This window comes from Lysobacter soli (genome assembly GCF_009755585.1).
GTDB classification, from domain to species: domain Bacteria; phylum Pseudomonadota; class Gammaproteobacteria; order Xanthomonadales; family Xanthomonadaceae; genus Lysobacter_J; species Lysobacter_J soli.
In genome coordinates this window covers 805,631-825,312 of record NZ_CP046603.1, presented here as the reverse complement: position 1 = coordinate 825,312, position 19,682 = coordinate 805,631, and the positions used below count along the sequence as shown (strand labels likewise).

The 19,682-nt window shown below is 69.0% G+C and carries 17 protein-coding genes and 2 pseudogenes; 2 read left to right on the top strand and 17 right to left on the bottom strand.

The genetic code is table 11. The features are described 5' to 3' along the window. Positions 1-8: 8 nt before the first annotated feature. Complete coding sequence (locus tag GOY17_RS03740; RefSeq protein WP_157029385.1) at positions 9-1,730, bottom strand: DUF1800 domain-containing protein; 1,722 nt, start codon at positions 1,728-1,730, stop codon at positions 9-11. A gap of 301 nt (positions 1,731-2,031) precedes the next feature. On the opposite strand from GOY17_RS03740, the gene GOY17_RS03735 reads away from it, so the two are divergent. Continuing rightward, on the top strand, positions 2,032-3,375 hold the full coding sequence (locus tag GOY17_RS03735) for an NCS2 family permease (RefSeq protein ID WP_157029384.1): 1,344 nt from the start codon (positions 2,032-2,034) through the stop codon (positions 3,373-3,375). Between the two features lie 3 nt (positions 3,376-3,378). Here GOY17_RS03735 and GOY17_RS03730 read toward each other — a convergent pair whose 3' ends face one another. The 14 genes from GOY17_RS03730 to gspE all read right to left on the bottom strand — a co-directional run bounded on the left by GOY17_RS03730 (position 3,379) and on the right by gspE (position 16,688). Further along, positions 3,379-4,242, bottom strand: coding sequence for a glycosyltransferase family 2 protein (locus tag GOY17_RS03730; protein WP_157031591.1), 864 nt, complete (start codon positions 4,240-4,242; stop codon positions 3,379-3,381). Continuing rightward, positions 4,229-5,086: a glycosyltransferase gene (locus tag GOY17_RS03725; protein WP_232338518.1), complete on the bottom strand. Its 858-nt coding sequence runs from the start codon at positions 5,084-5,086 to the stop codon at positions 4,229-4,231. The genes GOY17_RS03730 and GOY17_RS03725 overlap by 14 nt, the downstream gene beginning before the upstream one ends. Beyond that, positions 5,083-7,308 carry a type II secretion system secretin GspD gene (gene gspD / locus GOY17_RS03720; RefSeq protein ID WP_115841390.1) on the bottom strand — a complete coding sequence of 742 codons (2,226 nt, stop codon included), beginning with the start codon at positions 7,306-7,308 and terminating at the stop codon, positions 5,083-5,085. The genes GOY17_RS03725 and gspD overlap by 4 nt, the downstream gene beginning before the upstream one ends. Positions 7,309-7,331: 23 nt before the next feature. Continuing rightward, a complete protein-coding gene (locus GOY17_RS03715) occupies positions 7,332-8,174 on the bottom strand; it encodes a type II secretion system protein, XpsN-like (protein ID WP_157029383.1) in 843 nt (280 codons plus the stop codon). Then, positions 8,161-8,835, bottom strand: coding sequence for a type II secretion system protein GspM (gene gspM, locus GOY17_RS03710; RefSeq protein WP_157029382.1), 675 nt, complete (start codon positions 8,833-8,835; stop codon positions 8,161-8,163). Before gspM ends, GOY17_RS03715 begins: the two co-directional genes overlap by 14 nt. Further along, positions 8,825-10,048 carry a PilN domain-containing protein gene (locus GOY17_RS03705; RefSeq protein WP_157029381.1) on the bottom strand — a complete coding sequence of 408 codons (1,224 nt, stop codon included), beginning with the start codon at positions 10,046-10,048 and terminating at the stop codon, positions 8,825-8,827. The genes gspM and GOY17_RS03705 overlap by 11 nt, the downstream gene beginning before the upstream one ends. After that, entirely contained in the window at positions 10,045-10,944 is a 900-nt protein-coding gene (locus GOY17_RS03700; RefSeq protein WP_157029380.1) for a type II secretion system minor pseudopilin, read from the bottom strand. Before GOY17_RS03700 ends, GOY17_RS03705 begins: the two co-directional genes overlap by 4 nt. Continuing rightward, positions 10,941-11,612, bottom strand: a complete 672-nt coding sequence (locus GOY17_RS03695) for a prepilin-type N-terminal cleavage/methylation domain-containing protein (protein WP_157029379.1) — start codon at positions 11,610-11,612, stop codon at positions 10,941-10,943. The genes GOY17_RS03700 and GOY17_RS03695 overlap by 4 nt, the downstream gene beginning before the upstream one ends. Continuing rightward, the gene (gene xpsI, locus GOY17_RS03690) at positions 11,609-12,031 is read right to left on the bottom strand and encodes a type II secretion system protein XpsI (RefSeq protein WP_157029378.1); all 423 of its coding nucleotides are present in this window, start codon (positions 12,029-12,031) and stop codon (positions 11,609-11,611) included. The genes GOY17_RS03695 and xpsI overlap by 4 nt, the downstream gene beginning before the upstream one ends. Further along, on the bottom strand, positions 12,028-12,522 hold the full coding sequence (gene xpsH / locus GOY17_RS03685) for a type II secretion system protein XpsH (RefSeq protein WP_157029377.1): 495 nt from the start codon (positions 12,520-12,522) through the stop codon (positions 12,028-12,030). Before xpsH ends, xpsI begins: the two co-directional genes overlap by 4 nt. Next, complete coding sequence (gene gspG, locus GOY17_RS03680; protein WP_115841382.1) at positions 12,500-12,934, bottom strand: type II secretion system major pseudopilin GspG; 435 nt, start codon at positions 12,932-12,934, stop codon at positions 12,500-12,502. The genes xpsH and gspG overlap by 23 nt, the downstream gene beginning before the upstream one ends. 250 nt (positions 12,935-13,184) lie before the next feature. After that, positions 13,185-14,402 carry a type II secretion system protein XpsF gene (gene xpsF, locus GOY17_RS03675; RefSeq protein WP_115841381.1) on the bottom strand — a complete coding sequence of 406 codons (1,218 nt, stop codon included), beginning with the start codon at positions 14,400-14,402 and terminating at the stop codon, positions 13,185-13,187. Positions 14,403-14,584: 182 nt separating this feature from the next. Then, positions 14,585-14,983 carry a GIY-YIG nuclease family protein gene (locus GOY17_RS03670; RefSeq protein WP_157029376.1) on the bottom strand — a complete coding sequence of 133 codons (399 nt, stop codon included), beginning with the start codon at positions 14,981-14,983 and terminating at the stop codon, positions 14,585-14,587. After that, positions 14,976-16,688 (bottom strand): type II secretion system ATPase GspE, encoded by a 1,713-nt coding sequence (gene gspE, locus GOY17_RS03665; RefSeq protein ID WP_157029375.1) that lies wholly within the window; start codon positions 16,686-16,688, stop codon positions 14,976-14,978. The genes GOY17_RS03670 and gspE overlap by 8 nt, the downstream gene beginning before the upstream one ends. 161 nt (positions 16,689-16,849) lie before the next feature. On the opposite strand from gspE, the gene GOY17_RS03660 reads away from it, so the two are divergent. Further along, complete coding sequence (locus tag GOY17_RS03660; protein ID WP_157029374.1) at positions 16,850-17,383, top strand: tetratricopeptide repeat protein; 534 nt, start codon at positions 16,850-16,852, stop codon at positions 17,381-17,383. A gap of 68 nt (positions 17,384-17,451) precedes the next feature. Here the strand turns inward: GOY17_RS03660 and GOY17_RS19130 are convergent. Next, positions 17,452-18,129: pseudogene (locus tag GOY17_RS19130) on the bottom strand (YadA-like family protein); the annotation flags it as partial. A 24-nt stretch (positions 18,130-18,153) separates the two neighbouring features. Continuing rightward, positions 18,154-19,671: pseudogene (locus tag GOY17_RS03655) on the bottom strand (hypothetical protein); the annotation flags it as partial. Between the last annotated feature and the right edge of the window lie 11 nt (positions 19,672-19,682).

Below are 19,682 nucleotides of genomic sequence, written 5' to 3'. Positions count from 1 at the left end.
ACGGGCTCCTAGCGCTGGATCGCGAATTCGGGAGTGGCCATCGCCAGCAGCACCAGCGATTTGGCGCGATTGGCGGCGGTTTCTTTGGCGGTGCCGAGGCGGTCGAGCATGCCCACCATCGCCTGCGCGTTGACGCTGCTCAGCGCGCCGTGGAACAGCAGCAGGTTCACCTGCGCCACCATGCCGGCATGGTCGTTTCCTTCGGCCATGGTGGTGAGCTTGGTGAGGTCGAGGTACGGCGCGTTCGGCGTGGTCGTGGGCGGCGTGGCGGCGTTGTTCCACACCAGCGAATCGTGCTGGTTGAGCATGCTCAGGTACGTCGCCTCGGTGAGGATCTGGAACTCCGGCGCGAACATGCCCTGCACGCCGTCGGCCGCGGGCAGTCGGTAATCGGGTTCGAAGAAGTTGAATACCGACGGTGCGCGCTGCGAATCCTGTTGCAGCGGGTTGGCCAGGTCGCCGGCGTTCGAGAACGCGAACCGCACCTCTCCCATGGCGTTGGGCACGTACTGCGCGTTGAACGCGCGCCACAGCGTGGCGAGCTTCACCAGCGGCTCGCGCGGCTTGCCGAAGGAGCCGTTGGGCGGCGGCAGGCGCGCTTCGGTGTCGAGCAGGATCGCGCGGATCACCTGGCCGAGGTCGCCCTTGCTCGTGTCCCACACCTTGGCGACACGCTCGACGTACTGCGGCGTCGGATTGCTGGTGACGAAGCGCTGGATCAGCTGGCGGCTGATGAACGGCGCGGTGTTGCTGTGGTCTGCGAGCGCCTGCACCGTCCTGGTCATGCTCGCCGTGCAGTTGTTGCCTTCGCTGACGACGATGCCGTCGAAGATCTGCTTGGGCTGGTCGTCGTGGAATGCGGGATGGCATTCCATCGGCGCGTAGCTGGTGTTGTCGCCGCGACCGAACTGCGCGTCGGTCTGGCCCGCGTAGGTCCAGCCGGTGAACACGCGCGCCATCGCGCTGACGACCTGCTCGTCGTAGGTCGGGATGGTCTGGCCGTTGGCATCCAGCACCGGGCTGAAGTCCTTGTTGCGCTTCACCAGGCCGATGGAAAACAGCTGCATCACTTCGCGGCCGTAGTTCTCGTCGGGCGTGATGTTGCGGCGCGGGTCGGCCTTGCGGTTGCCGACGTGGCTGAGGAAGTACCCCATCGCCGGATGCACGGACACCTTCTCCAGCAGCGTGCGGTAGCTGCCGAACGCGCCGCGTGCGAGCGTGTCCTGGTAGTCGGCGATGCGGAACACCGTGGCGTTGCCGTCGGCGACTTCGCGGTCGGACACCACCATGATTTCGCTCAGCGCGAACGCCATGCGCATGCGCAGCTGGTCGGGCGCGTTCGCCGTCTGCCACAGCCAGTAGTTGCGGCGGTTCTGCGGCGTTGGCGCGGCCACGCCGTTGGTCACCAGTTGCTGCAGGTGCGGCAGGATCAGCGTCGGCGTCTGCGCGAGCTGGTCGTCGATCCAGCGCTTGTAGCCGATCTGGCGCACCCGCGCGATTTCGCTCGCGGTCGGCCCGAACGTGGCCTGCGTCAGGAAACGCGCCGCGTCGGCATCCGTCGCCGGGAGGTCCGGATACGGCGCCGGCGTTTCGGGCGTCGACGGCGTTCCACCACCGCCGGCCGGCGGCGCGCCGCCCTCGTCATCGCCGCCACCGCCCCCGCCGCACGCGGCGAGCATGCACAGCGCAAGCGCGAGCATGCCGGCCCGCGCACCCTGCCTGATGTCCATTCGTTTTCCCCTGTCGGCCGCGAGCACGCGGCGAGCGGTGCGCACGGTAGCGCCCGCCGGGCCGTCACAACCGGCGCTCCGTCGCCTTTTGGAGATGCTGAACGTGACGGCGTCCGCAGGTTTTGCATCCAATGTGTGCAACGCGTGAAAACGACGGCATCGAGCGACACAAACCGGCCAGCGGGCCGGTCGGGAACGTCACGCCGCGCGGGCGACCATTTCCCGATGCTTCGGGTCGTCGGCGCGGGCTACCCTCTCCGACCGTCCCGCATGCCCCCCGCGTGCTCCCCCAGGATTCACGATGGCCCGCCCCGCCCCCCGTGCGCTGGATTCGCTGTTCAGGCTGCGCCAGCACGGCACCGATGTGCGCACCGAACTGGTCGCCGGCCTCACGACCTTCCTGACGATGTCCTACATCGTCTTCGTGAATCCGAGCGTGCTCGGCAACACCGGCATGGACACCGGCGCGGTGTTCGTCGCCACCTGCCTGGCGGCGGCGATCGGCTCGCTCGTGATGGCCTTCGCCGCCAATTACCCGGTCGGCATGGCGCCGGGGATGGGCCTCAACGCGTTCTTCGCCTTCACGGTCGTCGGCGCGATGGGCTACACGTGGCAGCAGGCCCTGGGCGCGGTGTTCGTTTCGGGCATCGTGTTCCTGCTGCTCACCGTGACCGGCGCGCGTGCGTGGCTGATCGCCGGCATCCCGCATTCCCTGCGAAGCGCGATCACCGCCGGCATCGGCCTGTTCCTTGCGATCATCGCGCTGCAGAAATCCGAACTGATCGTCGGCGACCCCGACACGCTTGTCGCACTCGGCGATCTGCGCGACCCCGAACCGCTGCTCGCCGTCGCCGGTTTCCTGCTCATCGCGGTCCTCGAAGCATGGCGCGTGCGCGGCGCGATCCTCATCGGCATCCTCGCCGTCACCGCCACCGCGCTGGTGTTCGGACGCGTGCAGTACCACGGCATCGTCGATCTTCCGCCGAGCCTCGCGCCCACGTTCATGCAGCTGGATATCCGCGGCGCGCTCGGCGGCGGCGATGGGTTCTCCATCGCCGCGATGCTCCACGTCGTGATCGTGTTCGTGCTGGTGGAAGTGTTCGATGCGACCGGCACGCTGATGGGCGTCGCGCGTCGCGCGGGCCTGCTTCCGCCCGACGACGCCTCCGCCGCGCAGCAGAAGCGCTTCGGCCGTGCGTTGTTCGCCGACAGCACGGCGATCCTCGCCGGTTCCGTGCTCGGCACCAGCAGCACGACGGCGTATATCGAAAGCGCGTCCGGCGTGCAGGCCGGCGGACGCACCGGGCTTACCGCGCTCGTGGTCGCCGCGCTGTTCCTGCTGGCGCTGCTGTTCTCGCCGCTGGCGGGCATGGTGCCGCCGTACGCGACCGCGCCGGCGCTGCTTTTCGTCGCCGGGTTGATGTTGCGCGAACTCGGCGACGTGCACTGGGACGATCTCACCGAAGCGATCCCCGCCGCGCTCTGCACGCTGGCGATGCCGTTCACCTATTCGATCGCCAATGGCCTCGCGTTCGGCTTCATCGCCTACGCGGTGCTGAAACTCTTCACCGGCCGCGCGCGCGAAGTGCACGCGGCGGTGTGGCTGGTGGCGGCGTTATTCGTGGTGCGGTTCGCGCTGGAGTAGGGATCAGCGCGTCTTGGCCTTCAGATAGGCGAGAGGAAACCGCAGCCAGATCGCCGCGAACACCGCCGCGCTCATGCCGGCACTGCGGCGCGGCGCCTCGAACTTGCGGTAATAGCGCCACAGGCCACGATGCTTGTGCCATTCGACGAAGAACGGACGCGAGCGGCTCGACACGCCACGCACGTGCAGCACGCGCACGTGGTTGGCGACGGCGACCAGCGCGCCGGACTCGCGCGCGCGACGCGAAAGGTCCAGGTCTTCGGCGTGCAGGCGATAGCCTTCATCGAATCCGTGCAGGCGCTCGAACAACGCGCGCGGCATCAGCATCAACGCGCCCGACACGGCTTCGACCGCTTGCAGCGCGCGCGTGTCGTCGACGGGAAGTTCGAGTTTCGGCGCAGGCGTGCCGCCGAGCGCCGCGGAGAGCATCGCGGCGAAATCGGGATCGCGACGACGCGCGGCGCCGTCGCGCACGCCGTGGTCGTCGACCAGGTCGGCACCCAGCAGCGCTTCCCCCTGCGGTGCGGCCAGCGCGCGCAGGCGAGAAAGCGTGTCGTGTTCGACCATGCAGTCGGGGTTGACGAAGGCCAGCCATTGCACGCCTTCGCCCGCATCGCGCGCGCCCTGGTTGCAGGCGACGCCGAAGCCGGGGTTGTCGGGATTGGCGATGAAGCGCACGCGCGCGTCGCTGCTCGCGTGGCGCTGGACGATTTCCAGCGTGCCGTCGTCGGAGTTGTTGTCGACCACGCGGATGGCCGCCACGCCGTCGGCCGCGCGCAGGCGCGCGAGGCAATCGTCGATGGTTTCGGCGCTGCGGTAGGTCACCACCACCGCGGCGATGCCGGCGCTGGCGTCAGACGAAGAGATCACGTTGCGGTTCCGGGGGTCCGAGGTGTTCGAGCAGCGACGCCAGCTGCACGCGCGAGGCGCGCAGCGGATCCTGCATCAGGTAATTGGCCAGTCGCGCGTGCCAGTCGGGCCAGCGCGCGGCGAGCGCGTCCATGTCGCCGTCGAAGGGGCCGCCTTCGCTGCGACGCGCGACGAACGCGGTATCGCACAGCGCGTTGCGCCATCCCAGCCCGGCCAGTCGCAACGACAGGTCGATCAGCGCGGCGTACCACGATGCGTAGCTGGTAGCGTCCAGGCCGCCGGCGCGACGTCGGGCCGCGCCGCGGAGCAGCACGGCGTGGCTCACGGCGGCGGGCAGTTCAGGATGCAGCGCGGGCATCGCCTTCGCCGCGCGCGCGATGCGTTCGAGGTCGTCGGGCACCGGATCGATCTCGCCAATGCGCGGCCACGAAGCCGCTTCGCCTGCGTTGCTCCACGGCGTGGCGGTGGCGATCGCGCCATCGCTGGCGAGCGCAGAGGACAGGCGCGACAACCACCCCGGCGCCGGCAAGGCATCGCTCGCAAGCACCGCGACGTCGGCATCGCCACACGCGGCGAGCACTTCGTCCAGGTGCGCGACTTCGCCCACGCTGCGCTGGCGGCGCGTGTAGTCGGCCTTCAACGCGGTGCGGGCGACCCAGCGTTCGATGATCGCGTAGCCGCGCGGGCCCGCCTGCGCGTCGTCGGCCAGCCACACCGGCGTGCCCGGCGCGGTGGCGGCATCGAGTGCGGCCAGGCAGGCGTCGAGCGCGTCGTCGTCCGTGCCGACCGGGACGATCACGATGGGCCCGACGACCGCCGGCGCGGCGGCCGCCTTGGTCACTGTTGCTGGCCTGGCCGGCGCGGCGTCTTCTGCAGCGGTTCCATCGCGCGGAAGCGGCGGGTGTATTCGTCGGTCATGTCGCGCGCTTCCTGCGGGTTGCGCACGATGGTCGGCGTCAGCAGCACGATGACTTCATTGCGCGTCTTGCTCGAACGCTGCTGGCCGAACAGGCCGCCGATCACGGGAATACGGCTAAGGCCCGGGAAGCCGGACGCGCCGCGCTCCACGCCATCGCTGATCAGGCCGGCGAGCATGACCGTGTCGCCGCTCTGCACGGCCGCCTCGGTCTTGAGCTTGCGCGTGTCGATGCGCACGTTGCCGTTGCGGTCGGCCGTGTCCTGCGCGCCGGGCGAGCTGACTTCCTGCACGATGTCCAGGAACACCACGCCGTCCTTCGCCACGCGCGGGCGCACCTTCAGGATCGTGCCGGTGTCCAGGTACTGCACCTGGCTGTAGGTGTTGTCGCTGCCGGTGGTTGGATTGAACGTCACCGACGAGATCGGGATCTTGCTGCCGACATTGAGCGTCGCCTCGGCGTTGTTGCGCACGACGACCGACGGCGTCTGCAGCAGTTGCAGGTCGGTGACCTGGTCCAGCGCGCTGATCACCGCGGCGGCGTTGCGGCCGAGGAAGGTCCACGCCAGGCCCGCCGGGTTGCCGGTGGCCGGCTGGATGCTGCCGGCCAGCGTGCTCCACGTCGTGCGGCCGACGGCGTCGGGCAGGCCGGCATCGGTGACGGCGCGTTCGAAGTACCAGTTCACGCCGTATTTCAGGTCGCCCTTGAGCTGCACTTCGACGACCTGCGCCTCGATGTGCACCTGCATCGGCATGACGTCGAGGCGTTCGATCACGTCGCGGATCGACTTCCACGCCGACGGGCTGCTGCGCACGATGATCGAATTGGTTTCCTCCACCGCCGACACGCCCACGCGATCGCCGTTGACGTCGAGCGTGAGGCTCGCGTTGCCGCTCTGCTGCTGGCTCAGCGAGAGCGTGCCGTTGCCGCCCGTTCCGGTGCCGCTGCTGCTGCCGGTGTCGCTGCCGAGCGTCGCCGTGCTGCCGCTGGCGTCGCTGTTGTCCTTCAGTTCGACCGATTCCAGGCCCGGCATCAGCGACGGCGGACCGCCACTTTCGCCCGACTGCCCGCCGCGGCCGGAACCGAAGACGTCGGCCAGTCGATCGGCGAGGTCCTTGGCCTTGATGTACTTCAGTTCGTACGAATACAGCTGCACGGTGCCGCCGGCGCTGTCGATGCGCTCCAGCCACTGCTGGATGTCGTCGAGGTAGTTCGGCTGCGAGGTGATGACCAGCACCGCGTTCGCGCCTTCCAGCGGCATGAAGCGGAACATGCCGGCGACCGGCGACTTGCTCTGCTCGCCGAACACCTTCTCCAGGTCGGCCACGACGCGCGTCGCCTTGCCCGACTGCAGCGGGAACACGCCCACCGACATGCCCGACAGCCAGTCGACGTCGAACACCTCGATCGTGCGCAGGTAGTTCTCGAGTTCGGAACGGCTGCCGCCGACGGTGATGACGTTGCGCGAGTTGTCGACGTTGACGATCGCGTTCGGGCGCGCGTACGGCTTGAGGATCTTCTCCATCTCCGTCGCGGAGACGTACTTCAGCGGGACCGTGCGTACTTCGAAGCCGCGTGCGGTGCTCGCCTCGCCCGTGCGTGCGGCGACGTTGCCCGGCAACGCCTGGTCGCCCGGGACGATGTTGTAGCGGCCGCCGCTGTAGACCAGGCGCGCGTTGTTCCAGCCGAGCACCATTTCCAGCAGGTTGAGCGCTTCGGCCGGGCTCACCGGCTTGGGCGTGGCGAGCGTCACCGTGCCCTGCACGCCCGGCGCGATCACGTAGTTCTGGCCGAGCATGTCGCCGAGGATCGCCTTCACCACCGCGTGCAGCGATTCGCCTTCGAAATTGAACGTGGCCGAGCCGGTCGTGCCGCCCAGGCCCGGCGGCGGTGCGCTCGCGGCGCTGCGGTTGATCACCTGCCCGGTGCCGCGACGGATCTGCGGACGCGCATCGCCGGCATCGGTCGACTCGGGCAAGGGTTCCTGCGTCGTTGCACCGCGCGCGCCGTCGGCGGCGCCGGGCTGCGCGGCGGTCGTGTCAGCGCGCCGGATGTTCGGCACCGGGGCGGTCGCGCACGAGGCCAGCAGGCTGGCGATGGTCGCGGTGGCGATCGCCTGTGCGGCGATGCCGGGGCGGAGCTTCATCGGACGGGAATTCATGCGGTCTCTCAAGGCGTCTGGGCCGGGGGTTGCTCGGATTGCTGCTGCCGCATCTGTGCACGACGTGCTTCGATCCGCTTGCGGATGGCTTCCATCTGCGCCTCCGGCGTCATTGGCGTGTTTTCGCTGGGCTCGGGTGCCGGCGGTGGGGCCGGCGTCTGGGTGTTGTTTGCGTTGCGGTTCGACGCGGTGCCGTTGCCCGTGGGACGCGCGTTCGCGCTGGCGTTGCCCGGACGCGCGGCGTTCGCCGCGGCCGCGTTCGCCGCGGCTGGCGGCACCGGAACGCCCACCGGCTGCTGCCGGTTCGTGCCCGGTGCGGTGGCGATCGCGGTCGGCGGCTGGCCGCCGTTTCCATCGAACACGCGCAAGGTCATTTCGCGCCGACCTTCGGGACCTTCGAAAACGGCGCTGCGCGCGTCGAGCGAGGTCAGCCGCCAGGCCGGATGCGATTCGGGCACCTCGCCGAGCTTCACGCGCACCGATTCGCTGCCGTCGGCCGGTTGCAGGATCGCCATCTTCAGCGTCGGCGTGATCAGCACGCTGGTCAGCACGTAATCGAACGCGGTCTGCTGGCCCTCGCCCTCGCCTTCGCCCTGAAGGAAGAAGGGCTTGGGCAGGCGATCCTGCGAGAACAGCGGACGCTGCGCGATGGCCGCGTACTGCGACAGCGGACCGAGCCGCTGCGGCGCCGCCGGACGCGCATTCGGCAGCGGGCGAAGCAGGCCGGGGTCGGCCTCCAGTGCCTGCGCGTGGCGACCCATGCCGAACACCGCAAGCAGCCACGCAAGCACCGCCCAGCCGGCGACCGTCGCCAGCAACCAGGTGCGCGGGCCGGCGTCATCGAGGCGCACGGGACACCTCCGCGACATTCGGCGACGGACGCAGGTAGCCGTAGAGATCGAAGCTCACGTCCAGGCCGCCATCGCCGCTGGGCTGGTTCGCGCCCGGCAGGAAATAGCCGCGCGAGGACAGCAGGTTGAGGTTGCCGACGAACAGCCGCGGCGATCCGGCTTCCAGCGCGTAGAGCACGCTCATCAGTTCCGGCGTCCCGCAACGCAGGCGCACCTGCACGATGACGCGCGGATAGCGGTCGCGACGCGGTTCGCTCAGCGGCGATCGGTTGCTGATCGCGCAACTGCGATTGCCCGGACTGGCTTCGGCGACGACGCGTTCCAGTCGCTGCACGAGGCCGGCCGTCGCGAGCTCCGCGCTGCTTTCGGGCAGGAATCCCGGCGAACGCGCCTGCTGCGCGCGCACCTGCGCGAGGCGCTGCTGCACCTGCGGCGCCTGCTGCAGCTGCATGCGCTGGCGAAGTTCGCGCTGTTGCAGGCTTTCGACGCGCTCGTTGGCTTCCAGCATCGGCGCGGTGAACCACGGATGCACGAGGACCAGATACCCCAGCAGCAACGCGGCCAGCAGCAGGCCGAGCGCGAGCCACTGGTCGCGACCGATGCGCGGCGTCGCCGTGGCGGCCTGCACCTGCGGACGGGCGTGCGTCGGGTCAACCGCCATCGGCGTCCTCCGGCTGCGGCTGCGAGGGCGCCGGCGCGCGCTGCGCGGTCGATGCGGGCGTGCCAAGTTCGGCCGTCAGGGTGAAGCGATCGCGCCCGCTCACCGGGTCGGGCATCAGCGCGCCGGTGAGCGACGGCGCACGCCACAGCTTCGAACCTTGCAGGCGCTGCACCAGCGATGGGGCCTCGCGGCTGAGGCCGATCATCAGCAGGTTGTTGTCCTCGATCGCCAGCTTTTCCAGGTACGTGCTGTCGGGCAGGCGCTGGGTGAGTTCGTCGAGCACTTCCACCGTGGTCGGACGCTGCGCGCGTTCGCGGTCGAGGAAGGCCTGGCCTTCGATCAGGTCGATCAACGCCTGCCGTTCGGCGGCGGCGCTGCGCGCGGCGGTCGCCTGGCTCGCGATGCGCGCTTCCAGTTCATCGGCAGCGGCGCGGCGGTTGGCGAGCAGCTGCCACATCGTCGCGGCGACGGCGATCACCGCCACCACGGCGAGCGCGAGGTTCCAGTAGCGGAAGGCGTCGCCATGGCGACGGCGCAGCGCCGGATCGAGCAGGTTCACGCCGAGCGGCTGGCCGTTCTCGGCGCACAGGTCGATGCCGGCGAGCGAGTCGGCCATCGGGCCCAGCGACGACAGCGGCGCGTCGAGGCGCTGGCGCGGCACGACGACGAGTTCGGCCTCGATCATGCCGTCGGCATCGCGACGGCCCAGCACGCGCGCATCGAAGGCGACGTTGTCGGCGGTGAAGGGCGTCTGGCGGTCGATCTCGAAACCGACGACGTCGCGAAGCCGGTCGCCCGCGGCGCCCGGCAGGGTCAGGGGCCGGCGTAGGCCGGCAGCGGCGGGCAGCAGGAGCCAGCGCGGCAGATCGGCCAGGCGCGGCGGAAGCAGCGTCGCCAGCGGATCGATCGGCGCGACGATGGCGTCCTCGCCCGGCAGCGCGAGCTGCGGCACGGCGCCCAGGTCGCGAAGATCGCCGCCCTGCTGCAGCCGGACCTGCACCGCGTCGCCCTGTACCTGCATCAGCAGGCGGCCGCGGTCGAAACCGAGCACGCGGCGGACGCGCGCCGGCAGCCATGCCGCGAGGTTGTGCGCCCACCAATGGGCGAAGCCGCCCGCGCCGGGCGCCAGACGCGCACCCAGGCGACGCAGCCGGTCCTGCGCCCAGTCGGCGGCAGGCCGGGTTGGTGGCCGGCTTTCGCTCCTTGCGTTCATCGCGGTGATGCTCCCTCCTCCCAGCGCAACGGCACGTACGCCATGCCAGGCAAGCCCCCTCCGCCCGTGCGAACCACCGCTCGCAGCAGCGACTGTCGACCGTCGGGGAGCCGCGCGCGGCTGTCGATACTATAGGTGCCGCTGCCGGCGCCGACCATGCTTGCGCCCGGCAGGGCGCCGTCCACCGGCAGCGCGCCGGCGGGCTGGCCGCGCTGGGCGACCAGGTCGGCACCGTTCAACCCCATCGCATCGAGCAGTTCCGCCGAGGCATACGCCGGATCCGGCTGGGCGCGGCCGCTGTAGACCGTCAGGTCCGGTTCGAGCTTGGCGTACAGCGCCGGCGTCATGCCCAGCACCTGCAGCAGCTCGGCGACGCTTTCGAACTCCGCGTCCTTGGCGCCGTAGGGGCGGCCGGCCGCTTCGTAGTCGCCGTCCTCGGCGCCACCGCCGGGCTGGGTCAGCAGGTCGGCGTCGCGCCAGTCGACGATCGCCCCGGCGATGCGCCCTGCCTCCGACGGCTCCACGCCCTTGCGCTGGATCAACGCCGCCAGCAGCGGATGCGGCGCCTGGTTGATGTCGAGCTTGCCGTTCTCGTCGACGATCTTCACCTCGACCTGCGCGTCGCCGAAGCGCCAGCGATGCGCGGTGCCGTCGGGCTTCCATTGCAGGCGTGCATCCGGCAACGAGACGCGTGTCAGCGAATACTCGAGCCCCGCGCGCGCGGCGTTCGAGGCGACGAGCCCTCGAACCAGCACGCGGCCCTGCAGCGATTCCACGCGTGCCGCCAGCGCGAAGCCGCCGATCAATGCCGTCAGCAGCACGATCAACCACAGCACCAGGATCAGTGCCGCGCCGCGCTGGGGCGATGTCGACGCGTGGCGACGCGCGCGCGTCATTGCGTCTGCACCGGCAGCGAGAAGGCGCTGAACGCTGGCGCCAAAGGCAGAGATACGACCAGCGGCGGCCACGCGGCGCCATCGCGATCGATCATCGTCACTTCGACCAGCAACGGCAGCTGCTCGGTCGCCTTCCACTCGTCCAGCCAGTCGCCCAGCCGCCCGTCCTCATCGAGTGCGCGATAACGGAAACGCACCTCGCGCAGCCCGTCGACCAGCATCTCCGGCGGCCGGGGATCGCGTTCCTCCACCGTCTTGCCGGCCTGCACCATGCTGAGTGCCAGCGTCACGCGCGCGCCGTCACCGGCGTCCTCGATCCTGAAATCGTGCAGGTATGGGCCGCCGCGGCCGAGGTAATCGGGAATGTCGGCAACGAATCGCATGCGCTCGCGCTCGCCGATGAAGCGCACGGCGATCGCGCGCGTCTGGTCGATGTCGAACGCGATCGGCCGCGCACCGGTGAGGCGCGTGCGCATGAAACCTTCGACCGCGCGCATGCGTTCGCTGCGATCGGCCATCGCTTCGCCGCGTGCGGCGGTGCGTGTGGCGGCGCCCAGCGTCGCGAAGGCGAGCGCGAGGCCGGCGACGAGCAGCACCATCGCGATCAGCACTTCGATCAGCGTGAAGCCGCGCGACGCACGGGAATTCGACGGACGTGCATGCGTCATGGCAGCGTGCCTCCACTGCCCGCCGCGGCGATGCGCAGCGTGCGCAGTTGCAGCCGCTGTCCAGGGCCGTCGCCCCATTGCATCGCCAGCGTGACCTCGAACAGTTCCGGCCCGCCCAGCGTCATCGGCTGGCCGCTCGCGGCGACCGCCGGATCGCGCCACGGTGCGACGCGCAGACGCCAGCGGTAGCGGCCCTGTTCGAAATCGCCGTCGCGCTCGCTGGCCGCCAGGCGCTGGCCGACGCCGACCTGATCCATCACCGATTGCGCGTACAGCGCTGCGCGTCCGGCGTCGGCGGACTGGCGCACCTGTCGCGCCGAACCGGACAGGATGCCGAGCAGCAATGTCAGCGCCATCGCCAGCAACGCGAAGGCGACGATGACTTCCAGCAGCGTGTAGCCGCGTTGGCGGTGCGTCATCGCACCCCCTGCGCGCGCTTCATCTTCACCTCGCCCGTGAGCCAGGCGACGTCGATGTTCCAGGCGGCCTTGCGCGCGCCGAGCTGCACGCGACCGCCGGTGCTGGCGCCATCGGGGAAGAACACGATCGCGCCCTCGCCCCGACTGGGCTGCACTTCGCGTGCGCCGGTGAAGGTGATGCTCAGGTTCGGCGGAATGTCGCCGTTGCGACCCACCGGCGCGGTCCACGTGCGCTTGACCGGATCGAGTGTGAAGCGCTGCGGTTGTCCCGTGGCGATGGCATGCGTGCGGGTGAAACGCAGCGCGGAGGCGACCTGCTTCGTGCTGGATCGCAGTTGCATGCCTTCGCGCCCGCCGCTCATCGCCGCCAGCGCGAGCACGCTGATGGCGGCGATCAACGCGATCACCAGCAGCATCTCCAGCAGGGAAACGCCGCGTGCGCGATGCATGTCGGCTCCGACGGGTCGCTTACTCGTACTTGATGTCGCCATCGACGCTGGTGCCGCCGGGCTTGCCGTCCTTGCCCAGGCTCACCAGGTCGAACGGGCCGCCTTCGCCCGGCGCGCGGTACTCGAGCGGATGGCCCCACGGATCCTTCAGTTCCGTCGCCTTGGCATATGGGCCGAGCCATCCGTTCACGTCGCTGGGCTGGGTGACCAGTTCCTCCAGCGAGGTCGGCAGGCGGCCGGTGTCCATCTGGAACGATTCGATCTTGCCGGCCATCGTCTGCACCTGCGCCTTGGCGATGTTGTAGTCGCCGCGATCCTTGCCGCCCAGCACGCGGCTGCCGACGAAGGCCAGCACCGCGCCGATCAGCACGATCACGATGATGATCTCGATCAGGCTCATGCCGCGCTGGCGGGCGGCCGACGGCGAACGGGTCAGTGAACGGCGGTTGCGCATGGGGGTTCCTTGGGAAGGTGCGTCAGGAAGAAGGGGATGTTTACCCGAAAATCGTTGCCAGTGGTCTGACTGCGGGGGTCGATGTTCAGTTCCTGCGACGCGGGTGTGAATTGGGCTGTCTTGGGCCGGGCTTCGGATGCTCGACCACGGCCACCCATGGCGCCACGTTCCGTTTGCGGATCGCCCTGCCCGGCCAATCCTGGCCGGGCGTTCGCCCGCGCGCGAGCCAGTGGCTCGCAAACGCGCGGGCTCACCCAATCGCGTTGGTCAGCCCGTACAGCGGCATCAGCACCGCCAGGACGACCACGCCGACCACCGCCGCCAGGACGATCGTCACCACCGGCACCAGCGCGGCGAGCATGCGGTCCAGCGCGATGGAGGTTTCCTGCTCGAAGGTTTCGGCGGTCTTCACCAGCATGGCGTCCAGCGCGCCGGACTCCTCGCCGACCTGGATCATCTGCAGCGCCAGGCGGGGATACCGCTTGCCGCGACCCAACGCCGTGGAGAGCGCGACGCCGTTCTTCACTTCCTGCGCGGCCGCGTCGACATCCGCCGCCAGCACGCGGTTGCCGAGCACGTTGCGACCGATGCCCAGCGCGGTGATCAGCGGGACGCCGTTGCGCACCAGCGTGCCCAGCGTGCGGGCCAGTCGCGCGGTTTCTGCCTTGGCGACGAGGCCACCGACGAAACGCCGCTGCAGCAGCCACGCATCGAAGGCTTCGCGGAATACCGGATCGCGCCGCTTGCGATCGAACCACCACAGGCCCAGCGCCGGCACCGCGAGGAGCACGATCCACCAGTCGCGCACGAACAGACCGATGCCCAGCACGATCTTCGTGAACAACGGCAGCTCGGCATCGAGGCTTTCGTACATCGCGCCGAATTGCGGCACGACGTAACCGAACAGGAACAGCAGGCTGCCGCCGACCATCACCAGCAGGATCGCGGGATAAATCAGCGCATTGACCACGCGGCCCTGCAGCGCGCGCGTGCGTTCCAGGTAATCGGCCAGTCGCGCGAGGGTTTCCTGCAGGCTGCCACCGGCCTCGCCCGCGCGCACCATGTTCACGTACAGGCGCGAGAACGTGCCGTGCTGGCGTTCCAGTGCCGTCGACAGCGAACTGCCGCCACGCACCGCATCGCGCACGTCGCCGATGGTGCGACGCGCGGCATCGTCTTCCGGCAGTTCGAGCAGGATGGTCAGCGCGCGATCCAGCGGCTGCCCTGCGCCGAGCAGCGTCGCCAGTTGCTGCGTGAACTGCACCAGCCGCGCACCGGCGAATGGCTTCGGCTTGAACAGCCCCTTCCACACCGACGCACCCGACGCCTCGCTGGCCAGCTTCGCCTCGACCGGAAGATGGCCCTGCTCCTGCAGTCGCGCGACGACTTCCGCACTGCTGCCGGCTTCCATCTGGCCGTCGAGCAGCTCGCCGCGCGGGTTGAGGGCTTTGTAGTGGTAGAGGGGCATTCGGGATTCGGGATTCGGGATTCGGGATTCGGGATTCGGGATTCGGGATTCGGGATTCGGGATTCGGGATTAAGCGTATTCGCCTTTTGCTCGTCATTCCCGCGAAGGCGGGAATCCAGCGTCTTCAGGGCCACGAAAGTCGCTGGATCCCCGCTTTCGCGGGGATGACGGGGCCGAATGACTCATGAACATCCGTGAATCTCCCACCACAGGTCCCGCCAGTAGGGATTCATGCCTTCGATAAGCTCGACCTTCCATTCCCTGCGCCATTTCTTGATCCGCTTCTCGCGCGTGAGGGCCGACTCCATTGTTTCGTGCAGCTCGAACCAAACCAGCATCGTCGCGTCGTACTTGTGGCTGAATCCCTCTGTGGCGTGCGTGCGATGCTCCCACACGCGTTTCACCAGATCGCTTGTCACGCCCGCATACAACGTTCCGTTACGCCCGCTGGCTAGCAGGTAGACACAAGGCTGCCTTTTCACATTCGTCCCTGAAGCGAAGCCACTGGATTCCCGCCTTCGCGGGAATGACGAGCAGGAAGCCGTCGCGTAGTTGCGCAGACCGCAGGCCGCCCTACGCATCCTCCGTAACGCGCAGCACTTCCTCGATCGTCGTCTCGCCGCGCAGCGCCTTGGCGATGCCATCCTCGTACATCGTGCGCATGCCGTGCTGCCGGGCAATCTGCTCCACTTCGCCCATGCCCGCGTGGCGCATCACCGCGCGGCGCAGTTCGTCGTTCATGACGAGGAATTCCATGATCGTCGTGCGGCCCAGGTAACCGGTCGGCGCGATCGGCGACGGCATCGGGTGGTACAGGAAGATCTCGCCTTCGGGCTGATAACGGCGCAGGTCGAAGCGTTCGATTTCCTCCGGCGATGCGGGATACCGGCGCGCATGCGTGATTTCCAGCCGGCGCACCAGGCGCTGCGCGAGGATGCCGTTGATCGTGGACGTGAGCAGGTAATCCTCCACGCCCATGTCGAGCAGGCGCGTGATGCCGCCGGCCGCGTTGTTGGTGTGCAACGTCGACAGCACCAGGTGGCCGGTGAGCGCGGACTGGATCGCGATGCGGCACGTCTCCAGGTCGCGCATTTCGCCGATCATGATGATGTCCGGATCCTGTCGCACGATGCTGCGCAGCGCATGGGCGAAATCCAGCCCGATCTGCGGCTTGGCCTGGATCTGGTTGATGCCTTCGATCTGGTATTCGACCGGATCCTCGACCGTGATGATCTTGACGTCCGGCGTGTTGAGTTTGCTCAGCGCCGTGTACAGCGTGGTCGTCTTGCCCGAGCCGGTAGGACCGGTGACCAGCAGGATGCCGTGCGGCTGGTCGAGCACTTTCTGGAACTGCGGCAGGAAGGCATCGGTAAACCCCAGCCGCTTGAAATCAAACACGACGGTTTCGCGATCGAGCAGTCGCATGACCACGCTTTCGCCGTGCGCGGTCGGCACGGTGCTCACGCGCAGGTCGAGCTCCTTGCCCTGCACGCGCAGCATGATGCGGCCGTCCTGCGGCAGGCGGCGCTCGGCGATGTTGAGCTTGGCCATGATCTTGATGCGGCTGATCACGGCGGCGGTGAGGTTGGCCGGCGGGCTTTCGCCCTCGCTCAGCACGCCGTCGATGCGGTAACGCACCTTCAGGCGGTTCTCGAACGGTTCGATGTGGATGTCGGATGCGCGCAGTTCGACGGCGCGCTGGATGACCAGGTTCACCAGCCGGATGACCGGCGCTTCGGATGCGAGATCGCGAAGGTGCTCGACGTCGTCCAGGTCGCCGCCGGCGCCCTCGCCTTCGGCCGTCTCGACGATGGCGCCCATGGCGCTGCGCCCCTGGCCGTACCAGCGTTCGACGAGGTCGCCGATTTCCGATCGCAGCGCCACGGCCGGGCGGATGTCGCGACCGGTCGCCAGCCGCAGCGCATCGAGCGTGTAGGCATCCTGCGGGTCGGCCATCAGCACGTCGACGACGGCGTCGTTCTCCGCGACCGGGCACACCGCGAATTGCTTCATGAATCGCGTCGACAGCGACACGCCTTCGGGCGGCAGTTCGGGCGCGTCCTTGATGGCGACCAGCGGGAGGTTGAGGACTTCGGCGCAGGTCTCGGCGTGGTCGCGCTCGGACACCAGGCCCAGCCGCGCGAGGAGCGCGAGCAGGCTGCCGCCGGTTTCCTCCTGCAGCCGACGCGCGCGGGCGAGGTCCGCTTCCTTGAGCCTGCCCCTGGCGAGCAGCGCATCGACGATGCGCTCTTCGTCCGTCCCGGTGCGGGTGGCGACCTGATCCATGCTTTCACCTTCGGAGCCTCCGCCGACTTTAGCAGCAGGCCCGTGCAGCCCGCGATCCGCGGGGTTCCCAAATCGGCAAAGGCGTTCGCCCCGGACCGTCACGACGTTGCCTCGCGCCCGCACGGCTATTTAAGCTGCCGCTTCCACAGGGGGAACCATTCATGAAGACCAGTCTTTCCGTCGCCATCGCGGCGGCGGTGTTCGTCGCGGGCGCGGGCGTCGGCTACACGGCGCAGAAGCAGCAGAAGACCACGACGGCGATGTACCACGCGAAGGCCAACCCGGAGGCAGCGAAGGAGCTGCTGGCGGTGGCGAAGCTCCAGGCCGGCAAGGGCAGCTGGGAGCAGATCGCGGTGGGCCGCGTGTATTACCTCGGCGGCTTCAAGGCCGAAGGGCAGGCGATCTTCGACGCCATTCTCGCCGGCAAGCACGAGGACAGCGACGTGTTCCGCATCGCGCGCGTCTACAGCGAGGCCGGCGAATGGGACAAGGCCAGGCCGATGTTCGACCGCTACTTCAAGGGTACCGACGACGACGGCACCGGCTATGCCGAGGTGGGCGCGCTGTACCTGATGAACGGCGACCGCGCGAACGCCGAGCAGATGTTCGACCGCTCGGTGGCGATCGAGCCGGAGGACCTGTGGTCGACGCTGCACATCGCCGGTGCGTACCTCAACGTGCGCCCGCAGGAATAACGAAGCAGGAAACAACGCGGGCCCGAACGATGCCGGGCCCGCGATTCACCACCGCATCAACACGCGCGTTACCAGCCGAAGCCTGCGCCGAGGCCGATGGACGATTCGCCGTCGCTGAATGCACCGCCGACGGTCACGGTCGCCCGGTCGCTGAGCGCCCGCTGGTAGCCGACCGACAGCGCCGATTCGCCACCCTGGAAGCCCATGCCGACGCCGACGCGATTGGGCGTGCGCACGCCGGCCGCGCTGACCGCCATGTTCAACATCGCCGCGCCCATCGCGCCCTGGCGGTCGATGCGATCGTCCTGGCGGCGGAAGCGGTCGTCGATGCCGCCCTGCAGCAGGTCGATGCGATCCGACAGCGCCTGCGCACGCGCATCGGTGTAGCTGTTGGCGGACGCGACACCGCGGTCGAGCTGTCCCTTGTTGACCGCATCCGTGGCCTGCGTGCCGGCGGCGACGTTGGTCACCTGGCGCTCGTTGCCCGCGCTGCCCACCGACACCGTGTCGGCGCGGTCGGCAATCGACCCCTGGCCCAACGCCACCGAACCGGCGGCGGCCGCCGTAGCGCCCTGCCCGACCGCGGTACCGCCTTCGGCGCTCACCACCGCGTGTTCGCCCAGCGCGACGGCATCTTCGACACCGGTCGCGCTCGCCTCGATGCCCAGCGCCGTGCTGCCGCTGCCGCCGTCGCCGTACAGCGGCGACCCGTAGGTTCCGTGCGTATACCCGGCGAGCGCACCGCCGGCGGCACCCGGTTGCAGTCCGGCGAGCTGCTGGCCGATGGCCTCGATCGCCTGGTTGGTCGCGAACAGCTGCGATCCGTTCACCGCATCCGTGCTGTCGGCGCCCAGCCGGCCGGCGGCCACGTTCGTGAGCGTGCGTTCCAAACCGGCGGCACCCACGCTGACCGTGCCCAGCGGCGCCCCACCGGCGAAGGCGTAGCTGACGCCGTTGATCGTGACATCGGTCGTCGCGACAGCCGCGCTGGTCGCCGCGCCGCTGCCCAGCGCGACGCTGTCATTGACCGACGCCGATGCGTTCGCGCCAATGGCGATGGCGTTACCTGCGGACACTGACGTCCCCGTGCCCAGCGCGATGGCGTTGTCGACCGCGTCGACCGTGGCGTCGTTGCCGATCAGCACCGCATTGCGAACGCCATCTCCTAGCGTGTTGCCGTAGCCAGCGGCGAAATTGCCGACGCCGTTGTTCAGCGCGTAACGGTCACCGAACAGGAAATTACGGCTGCCACCGGTCACCGTGTTGAGATCGCCGAAGACCGTCGTGTGCGTGGCGTTCGTCAGCGCATTGCCGTTGCCCGCGACATTGAGCGAAGACCACGCCGACGGCGTCCAGACGTTGGTGTTGTTGTTGTCGTACGCCGACGCGGACGCGATGGTGTTGCCGACGCCGGTGACATTCGCCGCGCCGGTGTTCGACACCTTGTTCGAGAAGCCCTGCGCATTCACCCAGTACGATTCGCGCACCTGGTTGAAGGTGCCCTGCACGTTCACGCTGCTGGCCGAATCGACCTTGTTCTTGTTGCCAAGCACCTGCACGGCGTCCGTCTTCGCGGTCGCGGTGATGGCGTTCTGCTGGCCGATGGCGATGGACGACTGGCCTTCGATGCGGTTCCTGTATCCGATCGCCACGTCGTTGAAGTTGGCGACGGTGCTTTCGTTGCCGATGGCGATGCTGTTCGCGAGGTCCGCACCCGCCACGGTCGAGGTCACCTGTGCGTTGTGGCCGATCGCGACGCTGTCGACGCCCCGCGCCTTCGCCGATGCGCCCACCGCCGTCGCGCCGTTGGCCGATGCCGACGACGAGAAGCCGATCGCGGTGGCGTCGACGACTTCGACGATGTTTTCGGGCCGGCCATCGACCGCGCTCCAGGTGAAATCGCCACCCGCGAAGGCCCAGGTGCCAACCGCAGTGGTCCCGCGACCATAGGCCAGCGCGGACCCGAACGCCGCCGAGTAGTCGCCGCGGGCTTCCGACAGTGCGCCGACGGCAGAGCTTTCGTAGCCGTAGGCATACGCGCCGAAGCCGACGGCGGTGGTGTATCCGTTGGTCGCCTGCGCACCGGTGCCGAACGTGGACGACCGGTCGCCGGTGGCCAGGCTGTCGTTGCCGACGGCGACGCTGTTCGCATCGGCTGCATCCGCGTTGTCGCCCAGCTCGATGATCTGCTGCGCATGCAACGGCAGGCAGGCGATGGCCGAAAGCGCGATCGCGATACCGGCGCAGAGGCGTCTGACGCCGCGGACAGGACCACTCGTGCGATACATGGGGCAGCTCC